Source organism: Micromonospora sp. NPDC051543, from assembly GCF_044454415.1.
Classification (GTDB): Bacteria; Actinomycetota; Actinomycetes; order Mycobacteriales; family Micromonosporaceae; genus Micromonospora.
Genome location: NZ_JBITDT010000001.1, coordinates 251221 through 270407, shown reverse-complemented (window position 1 = coordinate 270407; position 19187 = coordinate 251221). Strand labels below are relative to the sequence as shown.

Sequence of the window (19187 nt, the reverse complement as noted above, 5' to 3'; positions counted from 1 at the left end):
TCAGCCTCCGATCGTCTCGGTCTCGGTGCCGCCGGCCCACTGGCTGAGCTTGAACACCACGAATTCGGCGGGCTTGACGACGGCGATGCCGATGTGGGCGATCACCATGCCGGCGTCGCGGACGTCCGGCGGGTTGGTCTCCTCGTCGCACTTGACGAAGAACGCCTCCTCGGGGCTGCGCCCCAGCAGCGCGCCGTCGCGCCACACCCGGGTGAGGAACGCCCCGATGTCGCGCCGGATCGAGCGCCAGAGGGTGAAGTCGTTCGGTTCGAAGACCATCCACCGGGTGCCGTTGGCGATGGCCTGTTCGATGGCGATGCTGAGTCGCCGGACGTTGAGGTAGCGCCACTCGCTGGCCTCGGCGGCGAGCGTACGGGCGCCCCAGACGCGGATGCCCTCGCCGGCGAAGTAGCGGATCACGTTGACACCCTTGGGGTTGAGCACGTCGTGCTCGGGGCGGGTGACCCGGTAGCCGAGGTCGACGGCGCCCCGGACCGGTTCGTTGGCCGGCGCCTTGTGCACGCCGCGCAGGGCGTCGGTGCGGGCCCAGATGCCGGCCAGGTGCCCGCTCGGCGGCGTCAGTTCCAGCTCGCCGCTGATCGGGTCACGCACCTGCAGGTACGGGTAGTAGAACGCGGCGAACTCGGACTGCCGGGGCCGGTAGGCCGGCGGTCCCTCCCCGCCGCCCGGACCAGCGGCAGGGCCCGCACCCTCGGCGGGTTTCGGCGGCTTGCCGGAGGACGGGGTGGCGACCCGGGTCAGCGCGGAGATGTCGTCGATGTCCGGGGCCGGGTCGCAGATCGCCACCATGGTGCGGGTCCGCTCGGCCATGCTGATCAGCGCGTCGTGGGACACCGGGTCGGAGAAGCCCGGAGCGGCGATGATGGAGATCTCATCGACGGCCTCCAGCAGTTGCAGGCCGCCGCGTTGCTTGCCGGTGCCGGTGATCGCGCCGCCGTCGCCGACGTTGACCACCCAGCAGCGCGCGCCCCCGTTGTCCAGGAAACCGAAGACGGCCCGTGCGAGGGGGGTGCTCTCGACCTGGTCGCCGTCGGCGAAGAGCCGCAGGAACTCGGTCCAGTTGTTGACCGGTACGGCCTTGCCCAGGTGGGCGTCGCGGTTCGGGGCGACGCCGACGAACGCGGCGATGCTGGTGCTCACCGGGCCGATCGGTCGGGCGCCGCTGGGGACCTCCTCGACATAGATGCCGGGGGAGAAGTAGCTGGGCATCGGTCCTCCTGTGCGGGGTGGGCGTCAGTGGGTCGGTGGAGCGCAGACGATGACGATGTCGTCGTCGTCCGCGTCCACGTCGGCGGTGAGCACGAGCCCGCGACCGCTCAGCCGCAGCCGTACCGGGCGGGGGTGTTCGGGGTCGTGCGGGACCCCGGCGATCTGGAACCGGCCGTCGGCCCCGGTGCGGGTCGCGGACGTCGTGCCCGGCACCTCGACGCGCATGGCGGCGAGGGGCTGGTCCTGCGGGCCGACGACCCGGCCGGCGAGCGCGCGCACCGCGACCTGACGCAGCCGCAGCGGCTGCAGGACCGGGGGCGCGGCCGGTGTCGGGTGGTCCACCTGGGCCGGTACGTCGATCAGCAGCGCCGGGCGGGGCGCGGCGTCCAGCGCGTGCCACAGCGCCGCCGCTCCGGCTTCCAGCACCACCGGGTAGCGGCCGTCCCGGGTCGTGGCGGCGAGCACCCGGTCCAGCACGGCGAGCCCGGCCGGACCGGCCACGCTGAGCAGGTAGCGGACCGTGAACCGGTACGGCTCGCGGACCGCGCCGCTGGAGCGGGTCTGCTGGGCCGGGCGCAGTTCGAGGGGCCACAGGGTCAGCCCGTCGGCGTCGCCGCCCGCGCGGGGTGGACCGATCGGGACGGGTTCCCCCGCCGCGCCGGTCAACCATTCGACCAGCTCGGCGGTGGCCGTCTCGATCGGTCCGCGCCCGTCGACGGTCATCGCGGCGGCGTCCCCTGGATGCGGTACGCGATGGCCTCGTTCCACACGTGCGGGTAGACGCCGATCTCGAAGTAGCGGGTGAACCGGTTGATCGGCGCGTTGGTGTGGTCGTGGTAGAGCAGCCAGATCGGCGCGATCGTGAAGAGCGCGTAGTTCGCCAGCACCAACGGGATGTACAGCGGTCCGAGCAGACGCGCCTGGAAGATGTGCACGTCCTCGTGGCGTTGGATGCCGGAGTTGGAGCCCGCGCAGACCGTGCCGATGGTGGTGGCGTAGCGCGGGGAGACCCCCTCCACCACGCAGACCCGACCGCTGGCGGCCGACGTGGGTCGGTCCAACGAGTGCCCGAAGACGAGGTGCACGACCAGGTAGACGGCCCCGACCACCGTGTTGAGCAGGCTCCACGTGTGGTCGACGACGAAGAGGACGATGCCGCGGGCGTCCGGGGCGTACACCCCGGCGGAGGTCACCGCCCAGCCGAACACGGCCCCGACCAGCAGGCCCACGACGGCCCCGACGAGCAGGCCGATCGGCCCGCCGGCCAGCAGGCCGAAGACGGCGCCGGCAGCCATCTGGATCACCGCGCTGAGGATTCCGAAGATCATGTCGTCACCCCCCTCAGACCCAGGAGCGGAAGACGCGGGGCTCGCGACCGCTCGCGAGCTGGGTGGGGGTGGCCTGCCGGTTGCCGGGCGGGAACTGGTTGACGCCGAGCGCGGCGGAGAAGATGACCAGCGCGTTGAAGAACGCGATGACCCACTTCTCGCCGCCGACCTCGTCGGCGAACGCCGCCGAGAGGTAGGACAGCAGCAGGGCGATGGCGATGGCGATCCACTTGCGGAGCTTGTCGCCGCTCGGACCGATCAACCCGCCGATGACGTTGGTGGCCAGCAGGGTGGCGGCGCTCGCTCCGGCGAGACTGCCCAGGGCTGCCCAGGTGAAGAGATCGTTCACGGCGATCCCCCCTCTTCTGCGATGGTGCGACCGGGATGTGGTGGTGGTGAGGCCGGCGCTCCCGCGCGGGGAGCACCGACGCCGGTCGCCGTCGTCGCGGGGCGGCCGGAGCGGAGACGCGGCCGGCGGACGCCGGCCACCGGATGCGTCAGCCGGGCCCGGGCGCGCCGGCGGGCGGCCCCGGCGGGGTCGGGCCGGTCGCGGTCGGGTCGGTCGCGGTCGGACCGGCTGCCGCCGACGCCGTCGTGCGACGGCGACGCAACAGGAGTACGGCCACAGCGGTGAGGACGAGCAGCAGGAGTACGCCGCCGACGACCAGCAGCCACGGGAAACCACCCGAGTCGGTCTCGGCGGCTGCCGGCGAGGCCGAGGGGCGCGGTGGCGCCTCGGCGACGGCGCGCAATTCCATCGGCTTGTCCTGGTTGGAGTCGACCTTCCAGGTGACCGAGCGACCGTTGACGGTGCCATTGGTGTCGATCACCCGTCCGGGAAAGGTCACCGAGATCTCGAACGACATCAGCTTGAGGAAGGCCTGCTGCTGTTGAGGATTCTGCTGGGCGGCTTTCCCGCCGTATTTCTTCGGATCCAGCGGTAACGTGAAACGGTAGAAGTCGCCGTCCCGGACCAGTTTGACGCTCTCGCTGTCGAAGCCCGCCAGCGGCGCCTTGCGATAATTGATCTGCGCGCCGAAGAGCTTGCTGTCCTCGTAGCCCGTCTCCTCGCCGGGAGGCAGCGCCGGAATGTTCTTCCGCAGCTCGGCGAAGGCGGCCGGGATGTTCTTGTTCTGGGAGCTCAGCACCGACTTCTGGGCGGTCAGCAGCAACTGCCCGTCGACCGTGTCGTCGGCGTTCACGGTGAGTCCCATGTTGAGTTGCATGCAGCCGCTCAACGCGGCGAGAAGAAGGAGGCACACCGCGATGCGGAGTGCCCTACCGCGGTTGACGCTCCTGTTCATGCGCTCAGTGTGTGTGATCGCTTTCACCATCAGCAGTCAGCGATCGGTCACTAGGTAGTCGCCGATTGTACCGGCGCACTGTCGTATGTGGCCGAGGCCGAGAGCGGTCCCGAAGAATAGACTGAAGCTTTGCGCCGCCGGCCGGAATGATCGGTGACTCAGTCCTGCGGCGGCCGCCAGTCGACGCACCAGGTCATGCTCCGCAGCGTGACGCTGGCCGGGACGAGGCGCAGAGCGGCGGTGCGGGCCGCGAGGGCGAGAGGGTTGCGCAGTTGCTGGCCGTACCGCCCGGCGCGCAGGGACGCGCGGGCGATGGCCTGGGTGCGGGGGCGGCGCTGCTCGTCGTACGTCGCCAGGGCGGCCGTCAACCCCTGGGCGCCACCGGCGCAGGCGGCACCGAGCACCACCGCGTCCTCGATCGCCTGGCCGGCACCCTGCCCGAGGTTCGGCGTCATCGCGTGGGCCGCGTCACCGAGCAGCGCCACCCGTCCCCGCACGTACGACGGCAGCGGTGTGGCCAGGTGGTGGATGTCGTTGCGCAGCACCACCCCGGGTGCAGTGGCCGCCAGCAGCGCGGGGATGGGGTCGTGCCACGCGCCGAAGTGCTCCCGTACGGCCGCCAGCTCGTCCGGGGCGTGGCCGCCGGGTGGGGCGTTGCGGGCCGCGTACCAGTAGAGCCAACCCTCGCCGATCGGCACCATGCCGAACTCGGCGGCCGGGCCCCAGGTGATCGCCGTCGGGATCGGTTCCGGGAACGCGATGGCGGCCCGCCAGGCCGTCGAGCCCGCGTACACCGGGGCGGGGATCTCGGGCCAGAGCTGGGCGCGCAGCCGGCTGCGCAGGCCGTCGGCGCCGACCACCAGGTCGGCGTGGAGGGTTCGCGGGCCGTCGGGCCCTCGGTAGCGCACCGTCGCGCGGTCGGGGTCGGAGTCGACGTGCTCGACCTCAGCCCCGGTGTGCAGCGACGACGCGGGCAGCGCCTCGCGCAGGATGCGGTGCAGGGTGGCCCGGTGGACGCCGAGCGCGCCGGTGCCGAGCTGTCGGACCATCTCTGCCGCGTCCATTCGGGACAGCCATCGGCCCGGTCGGTCGCGGACCCCACCGGGGGCCTCGGCGTGCGCATTGGACCGCAGGGCCGAGCTCAGGCCCAGGGCGTCCAGCGCGCGTAGCGCGTTGGTCATCAGGGTCAGGCCGGCACCCACCTCGCGCAGCTCCGGGGCGCGTTCCAGCACGGTGACCCGCCAGCCACGCCGGTGCAGGGCGAGCGCCGCGCTCAGCCCGCCGATGCCGCCGCCGACCACCACGGCGTGCGAGTCGCTCATGTCGACCACCCTTCTACACCTGTAGAAGAGCGATACTACCTCCGCACCACGAAATGGAGGAGACCCTGTGACGGCCCGCGCCCACCGGATCGCGCTGTTGACCGACGCGGCCATCGAGCTGATCGCCGATGGCGGCATGCGGGCGCTCACCCACCGGGCCGTCGACGCCCGCGCCGAGCTACCGCCCGGCACCACCTCGGCGTACCTGCGCACCCGCCAGGCCCTGATCGAGGCGGTGGTGCAGCGCCTCGTCGAGCGTGACCGGATCGACCTGGCCGCGTACGACCTGCCGGTCGAGCCGCCCGCCCCGCAGCCCGGTCCGCGCCTGGACGAAGACGACCTCGACCAGCTCGCCGCCGGGGTGGCCGAGGTGCTCGACCGGTGGCTGGGCGTGGGACGCAGCCGTACCCTGGCCCGCTACGCCTGTCTGCTGGAGGCGGTGCACCGCCCCGAGCTACGCGGCATCCTGCGACACGGCACCGGCGTCCGCGCCCAGTCCCGCGACCTGCTGACCCGCGCCGGCGCGACCGACCCGGACCGGCAGGGTGACCAGTTCGTCGCGTACGTCGACGGGTTGCTCTTCGACCGGCTGGTCGGCACGGGAGCGCTCACCGCCCCGACGCCCGGCACCCCGGCCAGCCGCGCCGATCTCGCGGACGCCGTCCGTACGCTGCTGCGCGCCCTGACCGGGAGGTGACCGCAGCGTCGCGCCCGCCGGCCCGGCCCGGGATCGGCGGAACGGGTGACCGGTGCCCGGCCCGGTAGGCGGTTCCGCCGCGCGATGGTGGACGATCGCGGAGAGCGAGCCGGCGGGCGCCGGTGATCGCTGACGGCCGTGCAACGCGCTGGTCGACCGGTGGGAGGTGGCGATGGCGTGGTTCGCGGGCCTGCGGGTCGCCGGCCACCGGTTGCGCCAGGGGTGGCGGCCGGTGCTGGAGGCGACCGTCGCGGCGACCGTGGCCTGGCTGCTCGCCACCCGTCTGCTCGGGCATCCGCAGCCGTTCTTCGCGCCGGCCGCCGCGCTGATCGTCCTCGGTCAGGCCCGTGGGCAGCGCATCCGGCGGGCCGTCGAGGTCGTGCTCGGGGTGGCCGCCGGTGTGCTCGTCGCGGACCTGGTCGTGCAGGCGCTGGGACCCGGCAGCACCTGGACGGTCTGCACGGTCATCCTGCTCACCGTCCTGCTCGCGGTCGCCTTCGGCGCCACCGGCGTCACCCTCGTGCAGGCCGCCGTCTCCGCGCTCTACCTGGTCGTGGTCGCGCCGCCGGACGGGTCGCTGGTGCCGTTCCGCTTCGTCGACGCGCTGGTCGGCGGCGCGGTGGCGCTCGCCGTCAGCCTCCTCGTCGACGCCCGGCACCCGCTCGCGCCGCTCGTCGTCGAGGTGCGGCGCACGTTCGACGAGCTGGCCGGTCTGCTGGGCGAGATCGCCGACGCGCTGGACGGGCGCGACGAGCCGGCGGCGGTGGCCGCCCTGGCGCGCGCCCGGAGCATGGACGCCCGGGTCGACGGGCTGCGGGACGGCGTGCTGGCCGCCGGCGAGGCGCTGCGGCTCAACGTGCGCCGACGCCGGCACATCGGCCGGTTGCGGTCGGTGGACGAGTCGGTCCGGCAGATCGACTACGTGGTCCGCAACGTCCGGGTGCTGGCCCGCGCGGGCGTGACGCTCAGCCGACTGCGGACCCCCACCCCGCCCGAGTTGGGCGACGCGCTGCGCTGCCTGGTGGAGGCGGTCCGGGAGGCCGGCGCGGCGCTCGCCGCCGACCTGGACGGGCAGGAGGAGGTCGCCGACCGGCACGCCCTGCGGGCGGACGAGGCGGCGCTGGCTGCCGTCCGTACCGCGGGGCAGCTCTTCGGGTCGACCCAGACGCTCCCCCTCGCCATGATCATCGGCCAGGTCCGGGCGACGGCGATCGACCTGCTGCGGGGCGTGCACCCCGACGACGACGTCGCGGTCCTGGCCCGCGTGGACGCGGCCCTCGGCCTACCCGCCGTCTGACCGACACCGAGGTTCACCCGGTGAGCCACTCGGTGGCCCTCGCGCGGATGTCCGCGGGCAGATCATGGCCGCCCGGGAACTCCTCGTAGGTGACGTCGTAGCCGATCCCGCGCAGGTGGGGCACGAAGCGGCGGCTGCACACGTCGACGGGCAGCACCGGGTCGTCCACCCCGTGTGAGACGAAGATCCGTGGTCGCCCGCGGACGACCGGCGGCGCGGCGAAGCCGGGGGAGAAGGCCAGCACCGCGTCGACCAGGTCGCCGTTGGCCAGGCCCAGCGAGAGGGCGTACGACGCCCCGTCGGAGAAACCGCCGAGCGTCACACCGCGTACCGGGTAGCCGTCGAACGCGCTGGCCAGCAACGCGTCGATGTGCTCGACGTCCACCCCGAGGCCACCGGCGATCAGGTCCCAGCTGGTCGCCGACGACTGCGGGGCGATCAGCAGCAGGCGGTGCGCGTCCGCGACCGGCAGCAGCAGGTCCAGGCCGTGCCGGGCGGAGCCACCCGCCCCGTGCAGGAGCACCACCAGCCGGTACGCGGCCCCGTCGGCGGCCGGCTCCGGCACGTACGCCATCGCGGGCCGGCCACCGTCACCGCCGGGCAGCGGCACGATGCCGGTCGGCCCGGTCACCACCGGCGGGTGTGGGCGTGTGGTCAACCGGCCGTGCCGGTGACCCTGCGCGGGCGCCCGGCTCGGCGGCGCGGGGTCGGACACGGGCCACCAACTCCTCGCGGTCGACGAGAGGTGCGAGGCGGTTACCCGGCCGGCCGCCGGTTAACCGGCGGCCGCTCAGGCGCTGTCGCGGGCCACCAGGTCGGACGGGAAGAGCGTCACCGGCGCTCCCGGGCGACCGGCCAGCACGGCGGTGGCCGCCGCGGCGGCGATCCGGCCCACGGGGTGACTCGCGGTGGTGAGCGCCGGTGCGGTCATGCCGGCCAGCGGGATGTCGTCGAAGCCGGCCACCGCGACGTCACAGGGCACCCGGACGCCGTCCTCGCGCAGCGCCGCGATCACCCCGAGGGCCGTCTCGTCGCTGATCGCGTAGATCGCGTCGACGTCCGGCCAGCGCCGCAGCGCCTCGCCGGCCGCCTCCCGGCCCCGCGCCGCCGTGAAGTCTCCCCGCACGACCCGCTCCGGCAGGCCGGCCTCGCGCATCAGGTGGCGGTACGCCCGCACCGGCCGCTGCGCGCACGGCAGCCACCGCGGACCGGTCACCATGGCGATCCGGCGGCGGCCTGTCCCGTACAGGTGGCGTAACACCGCGCCCGCGCCGGTCGTGTTGTCGACGTCGAACGACGGCACCGTGGCCGAGCCGATGCCGATCGAGGCGATCCGGCCGTGCAGCGCCCGGGGTACGGCTGCCAGCAGGTCCTCGGTGGTGTTGACCAGCACGACCCCGCATACGCTGCGGTCGGCGGCGAGCTGGTCGAGGGCGTGCGGGTCGCCCAGCGGCAGCCAGTGCAGGGCCACCCCGACGCCGGCCGGCGCGCACACCCGGGCGGCCGAGCCGACCACGCGGTCGACGTACGGGTCGTCCAGCACGGCCGCGCTGGTCCCCGAAGCGGCCACCACCAGCCGCACGCCGCCGCCGCGGACCAGTGCGCGCGCGGCCGGGTTGGGCACGTAGCCGAGCTGGTCGGCGGCCGTCACCACCCGTGCCCGGGCGGCCGGCGAGGCGAACCCGGTGCCGGCGATCACCCGCGAGGCGGTGGACCGGGACACTCCGGCGGCCCGGGCGACGTCCTCCAGGGTGGCTGGCCGCTGTGCCGCTGCCGTCATCGTGTCCTCCCCGACGACGCCCGCCCCCCGCGGGCGTGCGCCTGCCAGCCATCATCCCCCGACCTGCGGGCTTGCGGTAAGGGGCGGGGCCCGCTTGTGGTGGTAGCGCTCTCAGGTGTGCGATCGTGCCAGCAGATCACCCCAAGGAAGAGGACCACCCCGTGAGTGCCCCCACCAGTCCCGCCGTCGCCCCGGACGCCGCCGCGCCGGCGCGGGCCGTCGTGCTCGCCCGCAACGGCGTCGCCCTGACCTTCACCCTCAACGGCCTGGCCGTCGGTAGCTGGTTCTCCCGGGTGCCGGCCGTCCGAGAGGCGCTGGACCTGTCCGCCGGCCGCCTCGGGCTGCTGCTGCTCGCGTTGAGCGTCGGCGCGCTGCTCGCCATGCCGACGTCCGGGCTGCTCGCCCAGCGCCTCGGCTCCGCCCGCACGGTGACCCTCGCCACCGTGCTGGTCGCGGTGGGCCTGATCGTGGCCGGGTTGGGCGCGACGGTCGCCGGGTCGGCCGCCGTCGTCGCGCTGGGGATGGTCGCCTTCGGCTACGGCTCCGGCGCGTGTGACGTGGCGATGAACGTCGAGGGCGCTGCGGTGGAGCGTCGGTTGGGGCGTACCGTCATGCCCCGTTTCCACGCGGCCTGGAGCCTCGGCTCGGTGGCCGGCGCGGGCGTCGGCGCCGGGGCGGCCCGCCTGGACGTGCCGGTGGGCGCGCACCTCGCCGTGATAGCGGTGGTGGTCCTGGTCGGCACCTTCTTCGCGTCCCGGGCGTACCTGCCCCAGCCGGTCGTGGACGCGGCCAACGGGCCGACGGACACCAGCCCGGCCGGCCGTCGGCGGGCCCAGCTCGCCGCCTGGCGCGAGCCGCGCACCCTGCTGATCGGGCTGTTCGTGCTGGTGGCCGCCTTCACCGAGGGCAGCGCCAACGACTGGCTGGCGGTCGCGTTCGTGGACGGCCGGGACCTGAGCGAGGCGGCCGGTGCGGCGGTCTTCGGCGTGTTCGTCGTCGGGATGACCCTCGGTCGCACCGCCGGCACGGTCGCGCTGGACCGTTGGGGGCGGGTGCCAGTCCTCACCGGCACCGTCCTGCTCGCCGCCGCCGGCGCGACGCTGGCCGTGCTGGCCGGCTCGGGGCCGGTGGCCATCGTCGGCGTCGCGCTGTGGGGGATCGGCGCGTCTCTCGGCTTCCCCGTCGGCATGAGCGCGGCGGCCGACGAGGAGGCGCACGCGGCGGTACGGGTCAGCGTCGTCGCCGTGATCGGCTACACGGCCTTCCTGGGTGGGCCGCCGCTGCTCGGTTTGCTCGGCGACCACGTCGGCGTCCTGCGGGCGCTGCTGGTGGTGCCGCTGCTGCTCCTGCCGACGTTGGCGCTGGTGCCGGCGCTGCGTCCGCCGCGAGCCGCCGAGCGGGAGCAGTCGTCGGCAGCACAATCAAACTAACCCGGATCAGGGCGTACCGGTATCGGGCGCGCGGCCGAGTGCGCCGCGCGCCCGTGCTGGCTACGGTCGCCCGATGCCAACAGACGAGATCACCGCCGCCGCGGCGGGCACCTGGACCCTGGGCGACCGCACGGTGCGCCGGATGGGCTTCGGCTCGATGCGGATCACCGCGAACCCCGACCGCGAGCGCGCGATCGCGCTGCTGCGCCGCGCCGTCGAGCTGGGCGTCAACCACATCGACACGGCCGCGTTCTACGTCTCGCCCGGCGGAACCCTGCGGGTGGGCACCGGTCCCGCCCGGTACGCCACCGAGCTGATCCACGCCGCCCTCGCTCCGTACCCGGACGATCTGGTGATCGTGACCAAGGTCGGCTTCGGGTACGACCCGGTGGACGGGTTCCGCGAGGCGGTCACTGCCGCGCAGTTGCGCGCGCAGGTCGAGGAGAACCTGCGTCGTCTCGGCCGTGACCAGCTAGACGTGGTGAACCTACGACTCGGCCGAGGGCCGGGGGCGGTGCCGCTGGCCGAGCGCTTCGGCGCCCTGGCCGAGCTGCGCGACGCTGGGCTGATCCGGCACCTCGGGCTGTCCAACGTCCGCCCCGAGCAGCTGGACGAGGTGGCCGGCATCGCGCCCGTGGTCTGCGTGCAGAACAACTACGGGGTGGACGCCTACCGGGAACAGGACGCCTTCGTCCGGGCCTGCGGCGAGCGCGGAGTCGCCTTCGTGCCGTTCTTCGCGCTGGCCGGAACGTCCCGGGAGGCGGGAGCGACCGCCGCGCCGGGCGCGGCCGTCGAGGCGGTCGCCCGCGACCACAGCGTCACCCCTTCGCAGGTACGCCTGGCCTGGACTCTGCACCAGGGCCCGCACGTCCTCGCCATCCCCGGCACCAGCAACCCGCTGCACCTCGAGGAGAACATAGCCGCCGCCGCCCTGGACCTGACCCCGGAAGACCTGACCCGCCTGGCCTGACCCCCCGCGCTCCCGCTGACCCGCTTACTCCCGGTGATCATGAAGTTATTGCCCTCGATGTCGGCGTGTCGCGCCGATAACTTCATGATCACCGGAGCCAGACGCGCAGGGGTCCGATGGGGAGGAAGCCGGCTCGGCGGGCCGGGGGCAGGTCCGGCGCGGACTCGTAGCCGACCAGGGGTACGCCGGGTCGGGTGACGACGACCGCACGCCAGATCTCGTCCGGGTCGTCCGTGCTGCTGAACAGGTTGGAGACGCCGCACGGGTCGTCGCCGCTGACCACCGCACCGCCGATGACCGTGCCGTTCTCGTCGTAGCGGGCCAGCACCCGGAGTCGCGGTTCGGCCAGGAGCGCCGGGCCGAACAGCTCCCCACCGCCGTGCGCGCCCGCCCAGGCCGCCAGCCCGGGCCCGGTGGTGACCGGAGTGAGCGGCGGCCCGTCCGGGGGCTCGGTGGGCGGGCGGTGGATCCACTGTGCGTCGAAGAGGACCCGGAACCCGTACGCCGCCAGGTCGAGGTCGGCGAAGCTGTCCTTCACCGACGCGCCGGCCCCGGCGTCGATCCGCGCGAGCAGCGCTTCGGGGTCGACGCCGGGGCGCAGGGTGACCGCGTCCGGATACCACGGTGGGGAGCGGCGGGGCACCGACCACGCGTCGGCGTCGATCCGGCCGACCAGCCCGTGGCTGGCGCACACCACGTCGCACCAACGCGCGTTGTTGTGCGCCGCCGCCTCCCGCACGTCGTCCGGCACGCCCGGCAGCCTAATCGGAGAGCACGACGAGCCGCTGGGTCGCGCGCGTCATTGCGACGTACCTGTCCACCGCCCCCTGGACGCCCTCGCCGAACGCCTCCGGCTCGACGAGGACGACCAGGTCGAACTCCAGCCCCTTGGACAGTTCCGGGCTCAACGACCGGACGCGACTCGTCGCGGGCCGGAACGTGGGGTCCCCGATGACGCAGGCGATCCCCTCGGCGTGCTCCGCGAGCCAGCCGTCGACGATCGCGTCCCGGTCGCGTACCGACGCGTGGGTGACGGGGATCCCGTTGCCGCGGATCGAGGTCGGCACGTTCGCGTCCGGGAGCACGGCCCGGATGACCGGTTCGGCCTGCGCCATGACCTCCCGGGGCGTCCGGTAGTTGACGGTCAACGAGGTCAGGGTCACCTCGTCGAGCCCGACGCGGGCGAGCCGCTGCCGCCACGACCCGGTGAATCCGTGCCGGGCCTGGGCCCGGTCCCCGACGATCGTGAAGCTGCGCGACGGGCACCGCGACAGCAGCATCTGCCACTGCGCGTCGGTCAGCTCCTGCGCCTCGTCCACCACGATGTGCGCGAACGGGCCGGCCAGCAGATCCGCGGCGACGCCCGGCAGGACGGCCTCGTCGACAAGCGCGTCCTGCAGGTCCAGCTGGCGCAGGCTCGACAGCACGCCCTCGCCGTCGTCGTAGGCGTGCGCCTCGATCAGCTCGTCGACGACCGTCGCCATGCGTGCCCGTTCGGCGGCGATCGTGGCCTCGCGGCGGCGGGTACGCCGCGACGCCTCCGCATCGCCGAGCCGCTGTCGTGCCGCGTCCAGCAGCGGCAGGTCGGACACCGTCCACGCGCGGGGGTCGGGCCGCTGGAGCCGGCGGACGTCGTCGGGACCGAGCCAGGGGGCGCACCTGCGCAGATAGGCGGGTACCGACCACAGGTCCGCGACGATGTCGGCCGCGTCGAGCAGCGGCCAGGCGCGGTTGACCGTCGTACGGAGTTCCGCGTCGCGCCGCAGCGACGCGCGGACGACGTCCCCGGGTTCGTCGCCGTCGTACCGGCCGAGCAGGATGCTCAGCAGCTCGTCCCAGATCTCGTCGCGGGCCTCGTTGTGCGGGGTGCCCGGTCCGGGCGCCTCGAACGCCTGGGCCCAGTCGTCGGCGCTCAGCCGGATGTCGGTGTCGCCGGCCGTGACGGTCAGCGCGGCCGTCGGCGGCTCCTCGTAGAAGCGCACGGCCGCGTCGATCGCCCGTACCAGGCCGAGCGAGGACTTGAGGCGGTCCACCTCCGGGTCGCTCTCGGCGGCGGCCGAGGCGCCCTGCGGTACGAGGTCCCGCAGGGTGCAGGTCTGCACGTCCTCCTCGCCGAGGCTGGGCAGGACGTCGGCGACGTACGCCAGGTAGGGCTGGTGCGGCCCGACGAACAGCACCCCGCCGCGCCCCTGCCGCAGGCGCGGGTCGGAGTAGAGCAGGTACGCGGTGCGGTGCAGGGCGACGACGGTCTTGCCGGTGCCCGGACCACCGTCGACGATGAGCACGCCACGGGATCCGGCCCGGATGATGGCATCCTGGTCGGCCTGGATGGTGCCGAGCACGTCACGCATCCGGGCCGACCGGTTGCCGCCGAGGCTGGCGATGAACGCCGACTGGTCGTCCAGCGCGGCGTGCCCCTCGAACCCGTCGGGGATGAACACCTCGTCCCAGTAGTCGCTGATCCGGCCGAGGGTCCAGCGGTACCGACGTCGGCTCGCCAGGCCCATCGGGTTGGCGTGGGTCGCTCCGAAGAACGGCGCGGCGGCCGGTGAGCGCCAGTCGAGCAGCAGCCGGCGGCCGTCGCCGTCGCTGAGGCCGAACCGTCCGATGTAGACGGGCTCGGAGTCGTCCGCGTGGACCATGCGGCCGAGACACAGATCCAGACCGAAACGGCTCAGCGCACGCAGGCGGGCGGTCAGCCGCCGGACCTCCTCGTCCCGGACGACCGCCTGCCGACCCTTGCCCGCCGGTGCCCGCCGCTCGGCGTCCAGACGGTCGGACAGGTCGGCGGTGGACCGCTGAAGGCTCGCCGCGATCACGGCGAAGTGCTGCTCGTCCCGGGCGACGAGCGCCGGGGCGGCCTTGGCGGCGAGGTTCTCGGGAAGGTCGAACACACTGGTCGCCGCCGACGACACGTTCATCTTCATGGCTCCCGTTTGCGCAGGTCATGGCCTTGGACGGGCCATTCTGCGGCACTGCGGGGGCCTTGCCGCAAGTCCCCCCATGCGGTATATGTTGGATATGGCGGGAGGTGTTGTTCCCCGTCCTCACGGCTTCCGTTCGGCGTAGACGAGATCCACCGTGTCGGTGCGCCCGGCCCAGCGCAGGTCGAGATGCCAGCACCCCGCTCGGGGCAGGTCGATGATCGACGGCCCGGGCCCTCCGGCGACCTCGTGGCTCACTCTCGTGTCGGTGCCGTCCAACGTCGCGGTGATCTTCAGAGTGGTCGACGCGTCCGGGGCCGGCGAGGTGGTGGCGGGCCGGGCCACCCAGAGGATCTTGTTGCTCGACGCGTCCGGCCGGACCAGCGCCAGCGGGTGGCCGAACAGCACCGCCACGATCTCACCCCGTGCGCCGAAGACGTGCGGCATGCGGGTGTCCCCGTGGAACCCCTCGTCCGCCCAGTCGGGCAGCGACCCCGTCTCGACCCGCGACGCGCAGCCGACCGCCGCGGTGCTTGGATCGCCGGCAGTCGTCGCCGGCCCGTCGCCGGCCGTGCCGCAGCCCGCCAGCAGCAGAACCGACCCCAGCAGAAACCTGCCCCAAGTGATCATCGCGCTCCCTCCCACACGGACGTGTCCCGTGCCAGAGAGACACCGGTCGGGCCGGACGGGTTCCCAGGGCCTGTCTCATGAGAACTGGCCCTAGGGGAGCGACCGGGCGATCTCGAGCGCCTCGGCCATGCTGCGCGCGCCCTCCAACCGGTAGGTCACACCGTTCTGCTCCCAGATCAGGGTCGACGCGGCGAGTCGGGCGGTCTCTCGGCGGATCTGCCCTGACCGGTCGACGTAGGACAGCACGTGCGGACCGTCGACCCAGACGGCGAAGTCGCCGTCGACCTGCGTCCACTCCACACCCGGCCGGCTGGTCCGCTTGTGGAAGGTCAGGTCGAGGCGACCGTCGAACGCGTCGAGACGCAGCGCGCCGCCCTCGTACAGCAGCGTCGCGACTCGGTACGCGTCGGTGCCGTCGGGGTCGGCGACCGACACCCGCTCCGGCGGACCGAGCGCGGCGGGCACCCGGACCGGGAAGCGTACCGCCCGCCGCGCCTCGTCCAGGCCGACCGTCCGCAGCGACGGCAGGGGCGACGGCTCGCCCGGGGGTGACGGCGGCGTCGACGACGTGACGATGTCGACGCCGGCGAAGCGCAGCACCTCGCCGACCGCGTCGGCGACGGCCGCACGCATCGGCGGCAGCGCCGCGACCAGCAGGGCAACGACCGCCGCCGCGGCCAGGGAGCGCCACCGACGTCGTCCGCGTACGTCCCCGACGAGCCGGTCGCGCACCCGTGCGGTGACGTCCGGCGTGGCGGGCGTGTCCAGCCAGCCACCGAGGTCACGCAGCTCCGCTTCCAGGCCGTCCCGGGAGAGGTCATCCATGACGCACCTCCTCGTCGGCGAGCAGGGCGCGCAGCTTCGCCAGTGCCCGTGAGGTACGCGACTTCACCGTCCCCCGGGGCCAGCCCAGCATGACGCCCGTCTCCTGCTCGCCGAGATCGAGGAAGAACCGGCAGACGATCACCTCGCGGTCGCGTACCGGCAGTTGCCGCAGGGCCGCCACCAACGCGGCCCGACGCTCGCCGGCCAGGACGGCGTCGACGGCGTCATCCTCGGCGACCTCGGGCGGGGGGTTCGCCGCCGCCCGCAGGACCAGGCCGTCCCGGCGCGTGCGGGAGCGGTGCAGGTTGCGGGTCTCGTTGGCGACGATCGCGAGCAACCAGGAGCGGAAGGACGACTCTCCCCGGTAGCGGGACAGCTTGCGGTAGCCCTTCACGAACGCCTCCTGAACGACGTCCTCGGAGTCCGAACCCGCGCCGAGCAGCACCGCCGTCCGGTACGCGGACGCGGTGTGCCGGGCGACCAGGAGGTCGTACGCCTCCAGGTCACCGGCTCGGGCGCGGGTGACGAGCACGTCGTCGTCCAGGGGAACCTCCGGTCGGACTCGCACTGATGACACCACCCGCGCGCGTCGGGTTCCGTCCCAGCGGAGTCAGATTTCTCCCACCCGCCGTGCAGCCTATTGCCAGGAATCGGTGCTGAACTGGGAGTGGCGTCCAAGGAGAGGGGCTGGGCATGGGCTGGTTCAACCGGCGGTCTCGCGGTGGCGAGGCCACCCCGACGAAGCTGGACCGTGAGGCCACCCGGGAGGATCTCGCCGCGCTGGAGGCGTTCGTCGTCAGTCGGCGGGGTGTGGAGTTCTACCTGGAACCGGAGACGACCGCCACCGACACCACCGTGGTCGCGATCGCCCACGACGGTGAGTGGATCCGTCGCCGCACCGGCACACCCCGTGCGGCGGGCGACATCGCCCGCAAGCACGCGGTGCCGCTGTACGAGGCGGCCCGCACCGGCTACCCGGAGCGGATGCGGGTGTGGAATCGGGCACACCCGGAACGCCACGCCCGCTGAGCCGGTCAGGCCCTGAGCGGGCTCAAGCGGGTTTCGCCTGTCTGAGTGATCGCTGAATGATCGTGAGGACGGATGGAAGGATCAGCTCACCACCGCCGATCGTGGCGGCAGCGTTCACGTCGTGGGGCGTGCCGTCGATGTCGACGACCAGCGCGCCAGCCTCCCTGGCGATGACGACGCCCGCGACGGTGTCCCACGGGTTGTTGTTGAGCATGACGAACGCGTCGATCCGGCCGTGCGCCAACCAGGCGAGATCGATTGCGGCTGACCCGTGCATGCGTATCCGTTGCACGTGCCGGGTGAGCTGCTCGGTGATGGCAAGGCGCTCGATGTTCTTCCGGCTGGCCTCGGCACCGACCGCATAGTCGCCGATGGCGACGACGGCGTCCCGCAGATCGGTGACCTGGCTGGCGCGGATGCTCCGGTTGTCGGCATAGGCGCCGTGCCCCTGAACGGCGTGGTAGCGGGTACCGAGAAACGGAAGGTCGATGACACCAAGGACGGCGTGTGTGCGGTGGATGAGGCCGAGAGAGATCGCGCACAGGGGCGAGCCGTGGATGAAGTTGACGGTGCCGTCGACTGGATCGAGCGCCCAGGTCAGCGCGCTGGTGTCGCCGCTGCTGCCGTACTCCTCACCGAGGAAACCGATGTCAGGTGCCTTGGCGGCCAGGTACTCGCGAACCGCTCGCTCGATGGCGTAATCCACGTCCGAGGCCATGTCGCGGTCACCCTTGAAGGTCAGCGCACCGGGCTGGAGCCTCCGCATCAGGTCGTGTGCCAGGTCGACTGCCTCCTGTGCGAGGGCGAGGAGGTGCGCGAACTCGGTCATAGCTGGCGGCTGCGCTCCCACAGCGAATTGAACATCTCGTCGAATATCGGGTAGAGGCCCGACGGGCTGGCGCTGCGCTCGATGACCAGCGTCGGGCAGTCCACACCGCGCATCTGCGGTAGGTAGTGCTGGACGACGCAGAGTCGACCATCGATCAGGAGGACGTTGGCGCGAATGGACTCGTCGTAGACGCCGATGACGAGGTTGTCTCGGGCGTCCGCGGGGAGCCGGTCACGAATACGGCGAGCCAGGTTCTGAATGTTGAGTTCGGTGAGCGCGCTCAGGTGCCCGTCTGGATAGTCGTCCTCCCGCTCCTGCCGCCTGATCGCCTCGCCGGCCGGGTCAAGGAACAGGCAGCGGAGGCGGGTGCCGGCGGCGAGGAGTCTCAGGAGGCGATTGTCGCCGTACTGCTGACAGATGAGGTTCAGTGACAGCCCGGCCGCTCGGATGTCCGCGGCATGGTCGAAAAGGGCTTGCGGGGGCAGCTCCGCCATGAAATCTGATCGGCTGGAATAGATCGCGCTGACATCAGCGCACTGGTCCCGTACGGCCGTGCCGAGCTGGTGTCCGGCGAGGTCCGGGGCCGGCTCGCGTTCGCCGAGGAGAAGCGTCATTCGTGCGTGGCGTGGCATGGACAGGCCGGTGCAGATGCGGGTGAGGACATCGATGCTGCTGACCCGGCGGGCACCGCTGGTGATCTCGCTGATCTGAGCCTGGCTGAGGCCGGTGGCGACGCCGAGAGTGGTCTGGCTGGCGCGGGTGGCTCGCTGCACGAGGCGAAATACCTGAGCGATGTTGCGAGCGGCCAGGGCGTCGAGCATGTCAGTGGTGTCCCACAACAGGTCGACAGTGGTAAGCGTGGCAGTTGTGCGGACGCTCACGGCTGGCTCCCTTCCTGCTCAAGGGCCGAGGGCCAGCTTATCCAGTAGTGGGATGGCATGCCGGGAGGACATCCGGAGGGCGGATGAAAGTTATCCATCGAGGAATCACCCGCTGTGATGGATCGCTGCGATTGTGGTGAGCAAGGTCGTGGTGTGAGTCTGCGGTCCCGCCCCCACCTGCCCATGCGCCCCGCCTGGTTGTGCCGCAACTGTGCCGCAGCTTGGCCATGCTCCCGCGCGCAACTCGATCTCGTCGCCGAGTTCTACGGTCACTCGCTGGCGCTGGCTCTCTACCTCACGTCCTGCATGAACGAGGCCATCCACGACTTGTACGGTCTCGGCGGTCGCCCCGACCTTGCCCTGATGCACGCGCGTTTCCTCGGCTGGCTGTCGTTGACTCGCCGGCCGCGTCGCTTCAACCATGAGTGACTCGCCCCGATATCTTCGCAGGTCAATGTGGTGCTCGGGGCCGGGCGGCGCCGGGGTCCGCGTTGACCGGCAGCGTCAGGGTGTGGCAGCATTCGCGGCCTGACGGCAGTGAAGGAAGTCGGTGCGAATCCGACGCGGTCCCGCCACTGTCACCGGGGAGTGATCCCCCCTCGCGAGTCACGGCCGTGTGTCTGCGGTTGGAAGGCCGGGGGAGAGCGTCGATCCGGAAGCCAGGATACTTCGGCCGTCGGGACGTACCCCAGGGCGTGGACACCCGAGGAG

At 72.8% G+C, this 19187-nt stretch carries 21 protein-coding genes and 1 riboswitch; of the genes, 6 read left to right on the top strand and 15 right to left on the bottom strand.

Annotation, left to right across the window (positions count from 1 at the left end):
• The 6 genes from ACIA3K_RS01360 to ACIA3K_RS01335 all read right to left on the bottom strand — a co-directional run bounded on the left by ACIA3K_RS01360 (window position 1) and on the right by ACIA3K_RS01335 (window position 5184).
• On the bottom strand, window positions 1-1230 hold the full coding sequence (locus ACIA3K_RS01360) for a phage tail sheath subtilisin-like domain-containing protein (protein WP_396798317.1): 1230 nt from the start codon (window positions 1228-1230) through the stop codon (window positions 1-3).
• Between the two features lie 24 nt (window positions 1231-1254).
• Window positions 1255-1953: a carboxypeptidase-like regulatory domain-containing protein gene (locus tag ACIA3K_RS01355; protein ID WP_396798315.1), complete on the bottom strand. Its 699-nt coding sequence runs from the start codon at window positions 1951-1953 to the stop codon at window positions 1255-1257.
• Entirely contained in the window at window positions 1950-2558 is a 609-nt protein-coding gene (locus ACIA3K_RS01350; RefSeq protein ID WP_396798313.1) for a glycine zipper family protein, read from the bottom strand. The genes ACIA3K_RS01355 and ACIA3K_RS01350 overlap by 4 nt, the downstream gene beginning before the upstream one ends.
• A 13-nt stretch (window positions 2559-2571) precedes the next feature.
• A complete protein-coding gene (locus ACIA3K_RS01345; protein WP_355051204.1) occupies window positions 2572-2907 on the bottom strand; it encodes a hypothetical protein in 336 nt (111 codons plus the stop codon).
• A 148-nt stretch (window positions 2908-3055) separates the two neighbouring features.
• The gene (locus ACIA3K_RS01340; protein ID WP_396798311.1) at window positions 3056-3862 is read right to left on the bottom strand and encodes an LppM family (lipo)protein; all 807 of its coding nucleotides are present in this window, start codon (window positions 3860-3862) and stop codon (window positions 3056-3058) included.
• Between the two features lie 158 nt (window positions 3863-4020).
• Window positions 4021-5184, bottom strand: a complete 1164-nt coding sequence (locus ACIA3K_RS01335; RefSeq protein WP_396798309.1) for an FAD-dependent oxidoreductase — start codon at window positions 5182-5184, stop codon at window positions 4021-4023.
• A gap of 67 nt (window positions 5185-5251) precedes the next feature.
• Between ACIA3K_RS01335 and ACIA3K_RS01330 the strand changes: the two genes are divergently transcribed.
• The gene (locus ACIA3K_RS01330) at window positions 5252-5881 is read left to right on the top strand and encodes a TetR/AcrR family transcriptional regulator (protein ID WP_396798308.1); all 630 of its coding nucleotides are present in this window, start codon (window positions 5252-5254) and stop codon (window positions 5879-5881) included.
• 172 nt (window positions 5882-6053) lie between these two features.
• The gene (locus ACIA3K_RS01325) at window positions 6054-7178 is read left to right on the top strand and encodes an aromatic acid exporter family protein (protein ID WP_396798306.1); all 1125 of its coding nucleotides are present in this window, start codon (window positions 6054-6056) and stop codon (window positions 7176-7178) included.
• Between the two features lie 13 nt (window positions 7179-7191).
• On the opposite strand, the gene ACIA3K_RS01320 is transcribed toward ACIA3K_RS01325, so the two are convergent.
• Window positions 7192-7893: an alpha/beta hydrolase gene (locus ACIA3K_RS01320; RefSeq protein WP_396798304.1), complete on the bottom strand. Its 702-nt coding sequence runs from the start codon at window positions 7891-7893 to the stop codon at window positions 7192-7194.
• A gap of 75 nt (window positions 7894-7968) precedes the next feature.
• A complete protein-coding gene (locus ACIA3K_RS01315) occupies window positions 7969-8958 on the bottom strand; it encodes a LacI family DNA-binding transcriptional regulator (RefSeq protein WP_396798302.1) in 990 nt (329 codons plus the stop codon).
• A 161-nt stretch (window positions 8959-9119) separates the two neighbouring features.
• Here ACIA3K_RS01315 and ACIA3K_RS01310 point away from each other — a divergent pair, with 161 nt between their 5' ends.
• Window positions 9120-10388, top strand: a complete 1269-nt coding sequence (locus ACIA3K_RS01310; protein ID WP_396798300.1) for an MFS transporter — start codon at window positions 9120-9122, stop codon at window positions 10386-10388.
• A 73-nt stretch (window positions 10389-10461) separates the two neighbouring features.
• Window positions 10462-11358 carry an aldo/keto reductase gene (locus ACIA3K_RS01305; protein WP_396798298.1) on the top strand — a complete coding sequence of 299 codons (897 nt, stop codon included), beginning with the start codon at window positions 10462-10464 and terminating at the stop codon, window positions 11356-11358.
• Between the two features lie 88 nt (window positions 11359-11446).
• Here the strand turns inward: ACIA3K_RS01305 and ACIA3K_RS01300 are convergent, their stop codons facing one another.
• The 5 genes from ACIA3K_RS01300 to ACIA3K_RS01280 form a co-directional block, all read right to left on the bottom strand.
• Entirely contained in the window at window positions 11447-12109 is a 663-nt protein-coding gene (locus tag ACIA3K_RS01300) for a hypothetical protein (protein WP_396798297.1), read from the bottom strand.
• Between the two features lie 10 nt (window positions 12110-12119).
• A complete protein-coding gene (gene helR, locus ACIA3K_RS01295; protein ID WP_396798791.1) occupies window positions 12120-14279 on the bottom strand; it encodes an RNA polymerase recycling motor ATPase HelR in 2160 nt (719 codons plus the stop codon).
• 126 nt (window positions 14280-14405) lie between these two features.
• Window positions 14406-14912, bottom strand: coding sequence for a hypothetical protein (locus tag ACIA3K_RS01290; RefSeq protein WP_396798295.1), 507 nt, complete (start codon window positions 14910-14912; stop codon window positions 14406-14408).
• Between the two features lie 90 nt (window positions 14913-15002).
• Window positions 15003-15737, bottom strand: a complete 735-nt coding sequence (locus tag ACIA3K_RS01285; protein WP_396798293.1) for a hypothetical protein — start codon at window positions 15735-15737, stop codon at window positions 15003-15005.
• Window positions 15730-16305, bottom strand: coding sequence for an RNA polymerase sigma factor (locus ACIA3K_RS01280; protein WP_396798291.1), 576 nt, complete (start codon window positions 16303-16305; stop codon window positions 15730-15732). The genes ACIA3K_RS01285 and ACIA3K_RS01280 overlap by 8 nt, the downstream gene beginning before the upstream one ends.
• Window positions 16306-16430: 125 nt before the next feature.
• Here ACIA3K_RS01280 and ACIA3K_RS01275 point away from each other — a divergent pair, with 125 nt between their 5' ends.
• Window positions 16431-16766: a hypothetical protein gene (locus ACIA3K_RS01275; RefSeq protein ID WP_396798289.1), complete on the top strand. Its 336-nt coding sequence runs from the start codon at window positions 16431-16433 to the stop codon at window positions 16764-16766.
• Between the two features lie 22 nt (window positions 16767-16788).
• Here ACIA3K_RS01275 and ACIA3K_RS01270 read toward each other — a convergent pair whose 3' ends face one another.
• Both ACIA3K_RS01270 and ACIA3K_RS01265 read right to left on the bottom strand, forming a co-directional pair.
• A complete protein-coding gene (locus ACIA3K_RS01270; RefSeq protein WP_396798288.1) occupies window positions 16789-17595 on the bottom strand; it encodes an inositol monophosphatase family protein in 807 nt (268 codons plus the stop codon).
• On the bottom strand, window positions 17592-18476 hold the full coding sequence (locus ACIA3K_RS01265; protein WP_396798286.1) for a DUF5919 domain-containing protein: 885 nt from the start codon (window positions 18474-18476) through the stop codon (window positions 17592-17594). Before ACIA3K_RS01265 ends, ACIA3K_RS01270 begins: the two co-directional genes overlap by 4 nt.
• Window positions 18477-18629: 153 nt before the next feature.
• Here ACIA3K_RS01265 and ACIA3K_RS01260 point away from each other — a divergent pair, with 153 nt between their 5' ends.
• Window positions 18630-18905, top strand: a complete 276-nt coding sequence (locus ACIA3K_RS01260) for a hypothetical protein (protein WP_396798285.1) — start codon at window positions 18630-18632, stop codon at window positions 18903-18905.
• 111 nt (window positions 18906-19016) lie between these two features.
• Window positions 19017-19146, top strand: a riboswitch (cobalamin riboswitch).
• The last annotated feature ends 41 nt before the right edge of the window (window positions 19147-19187 follow it).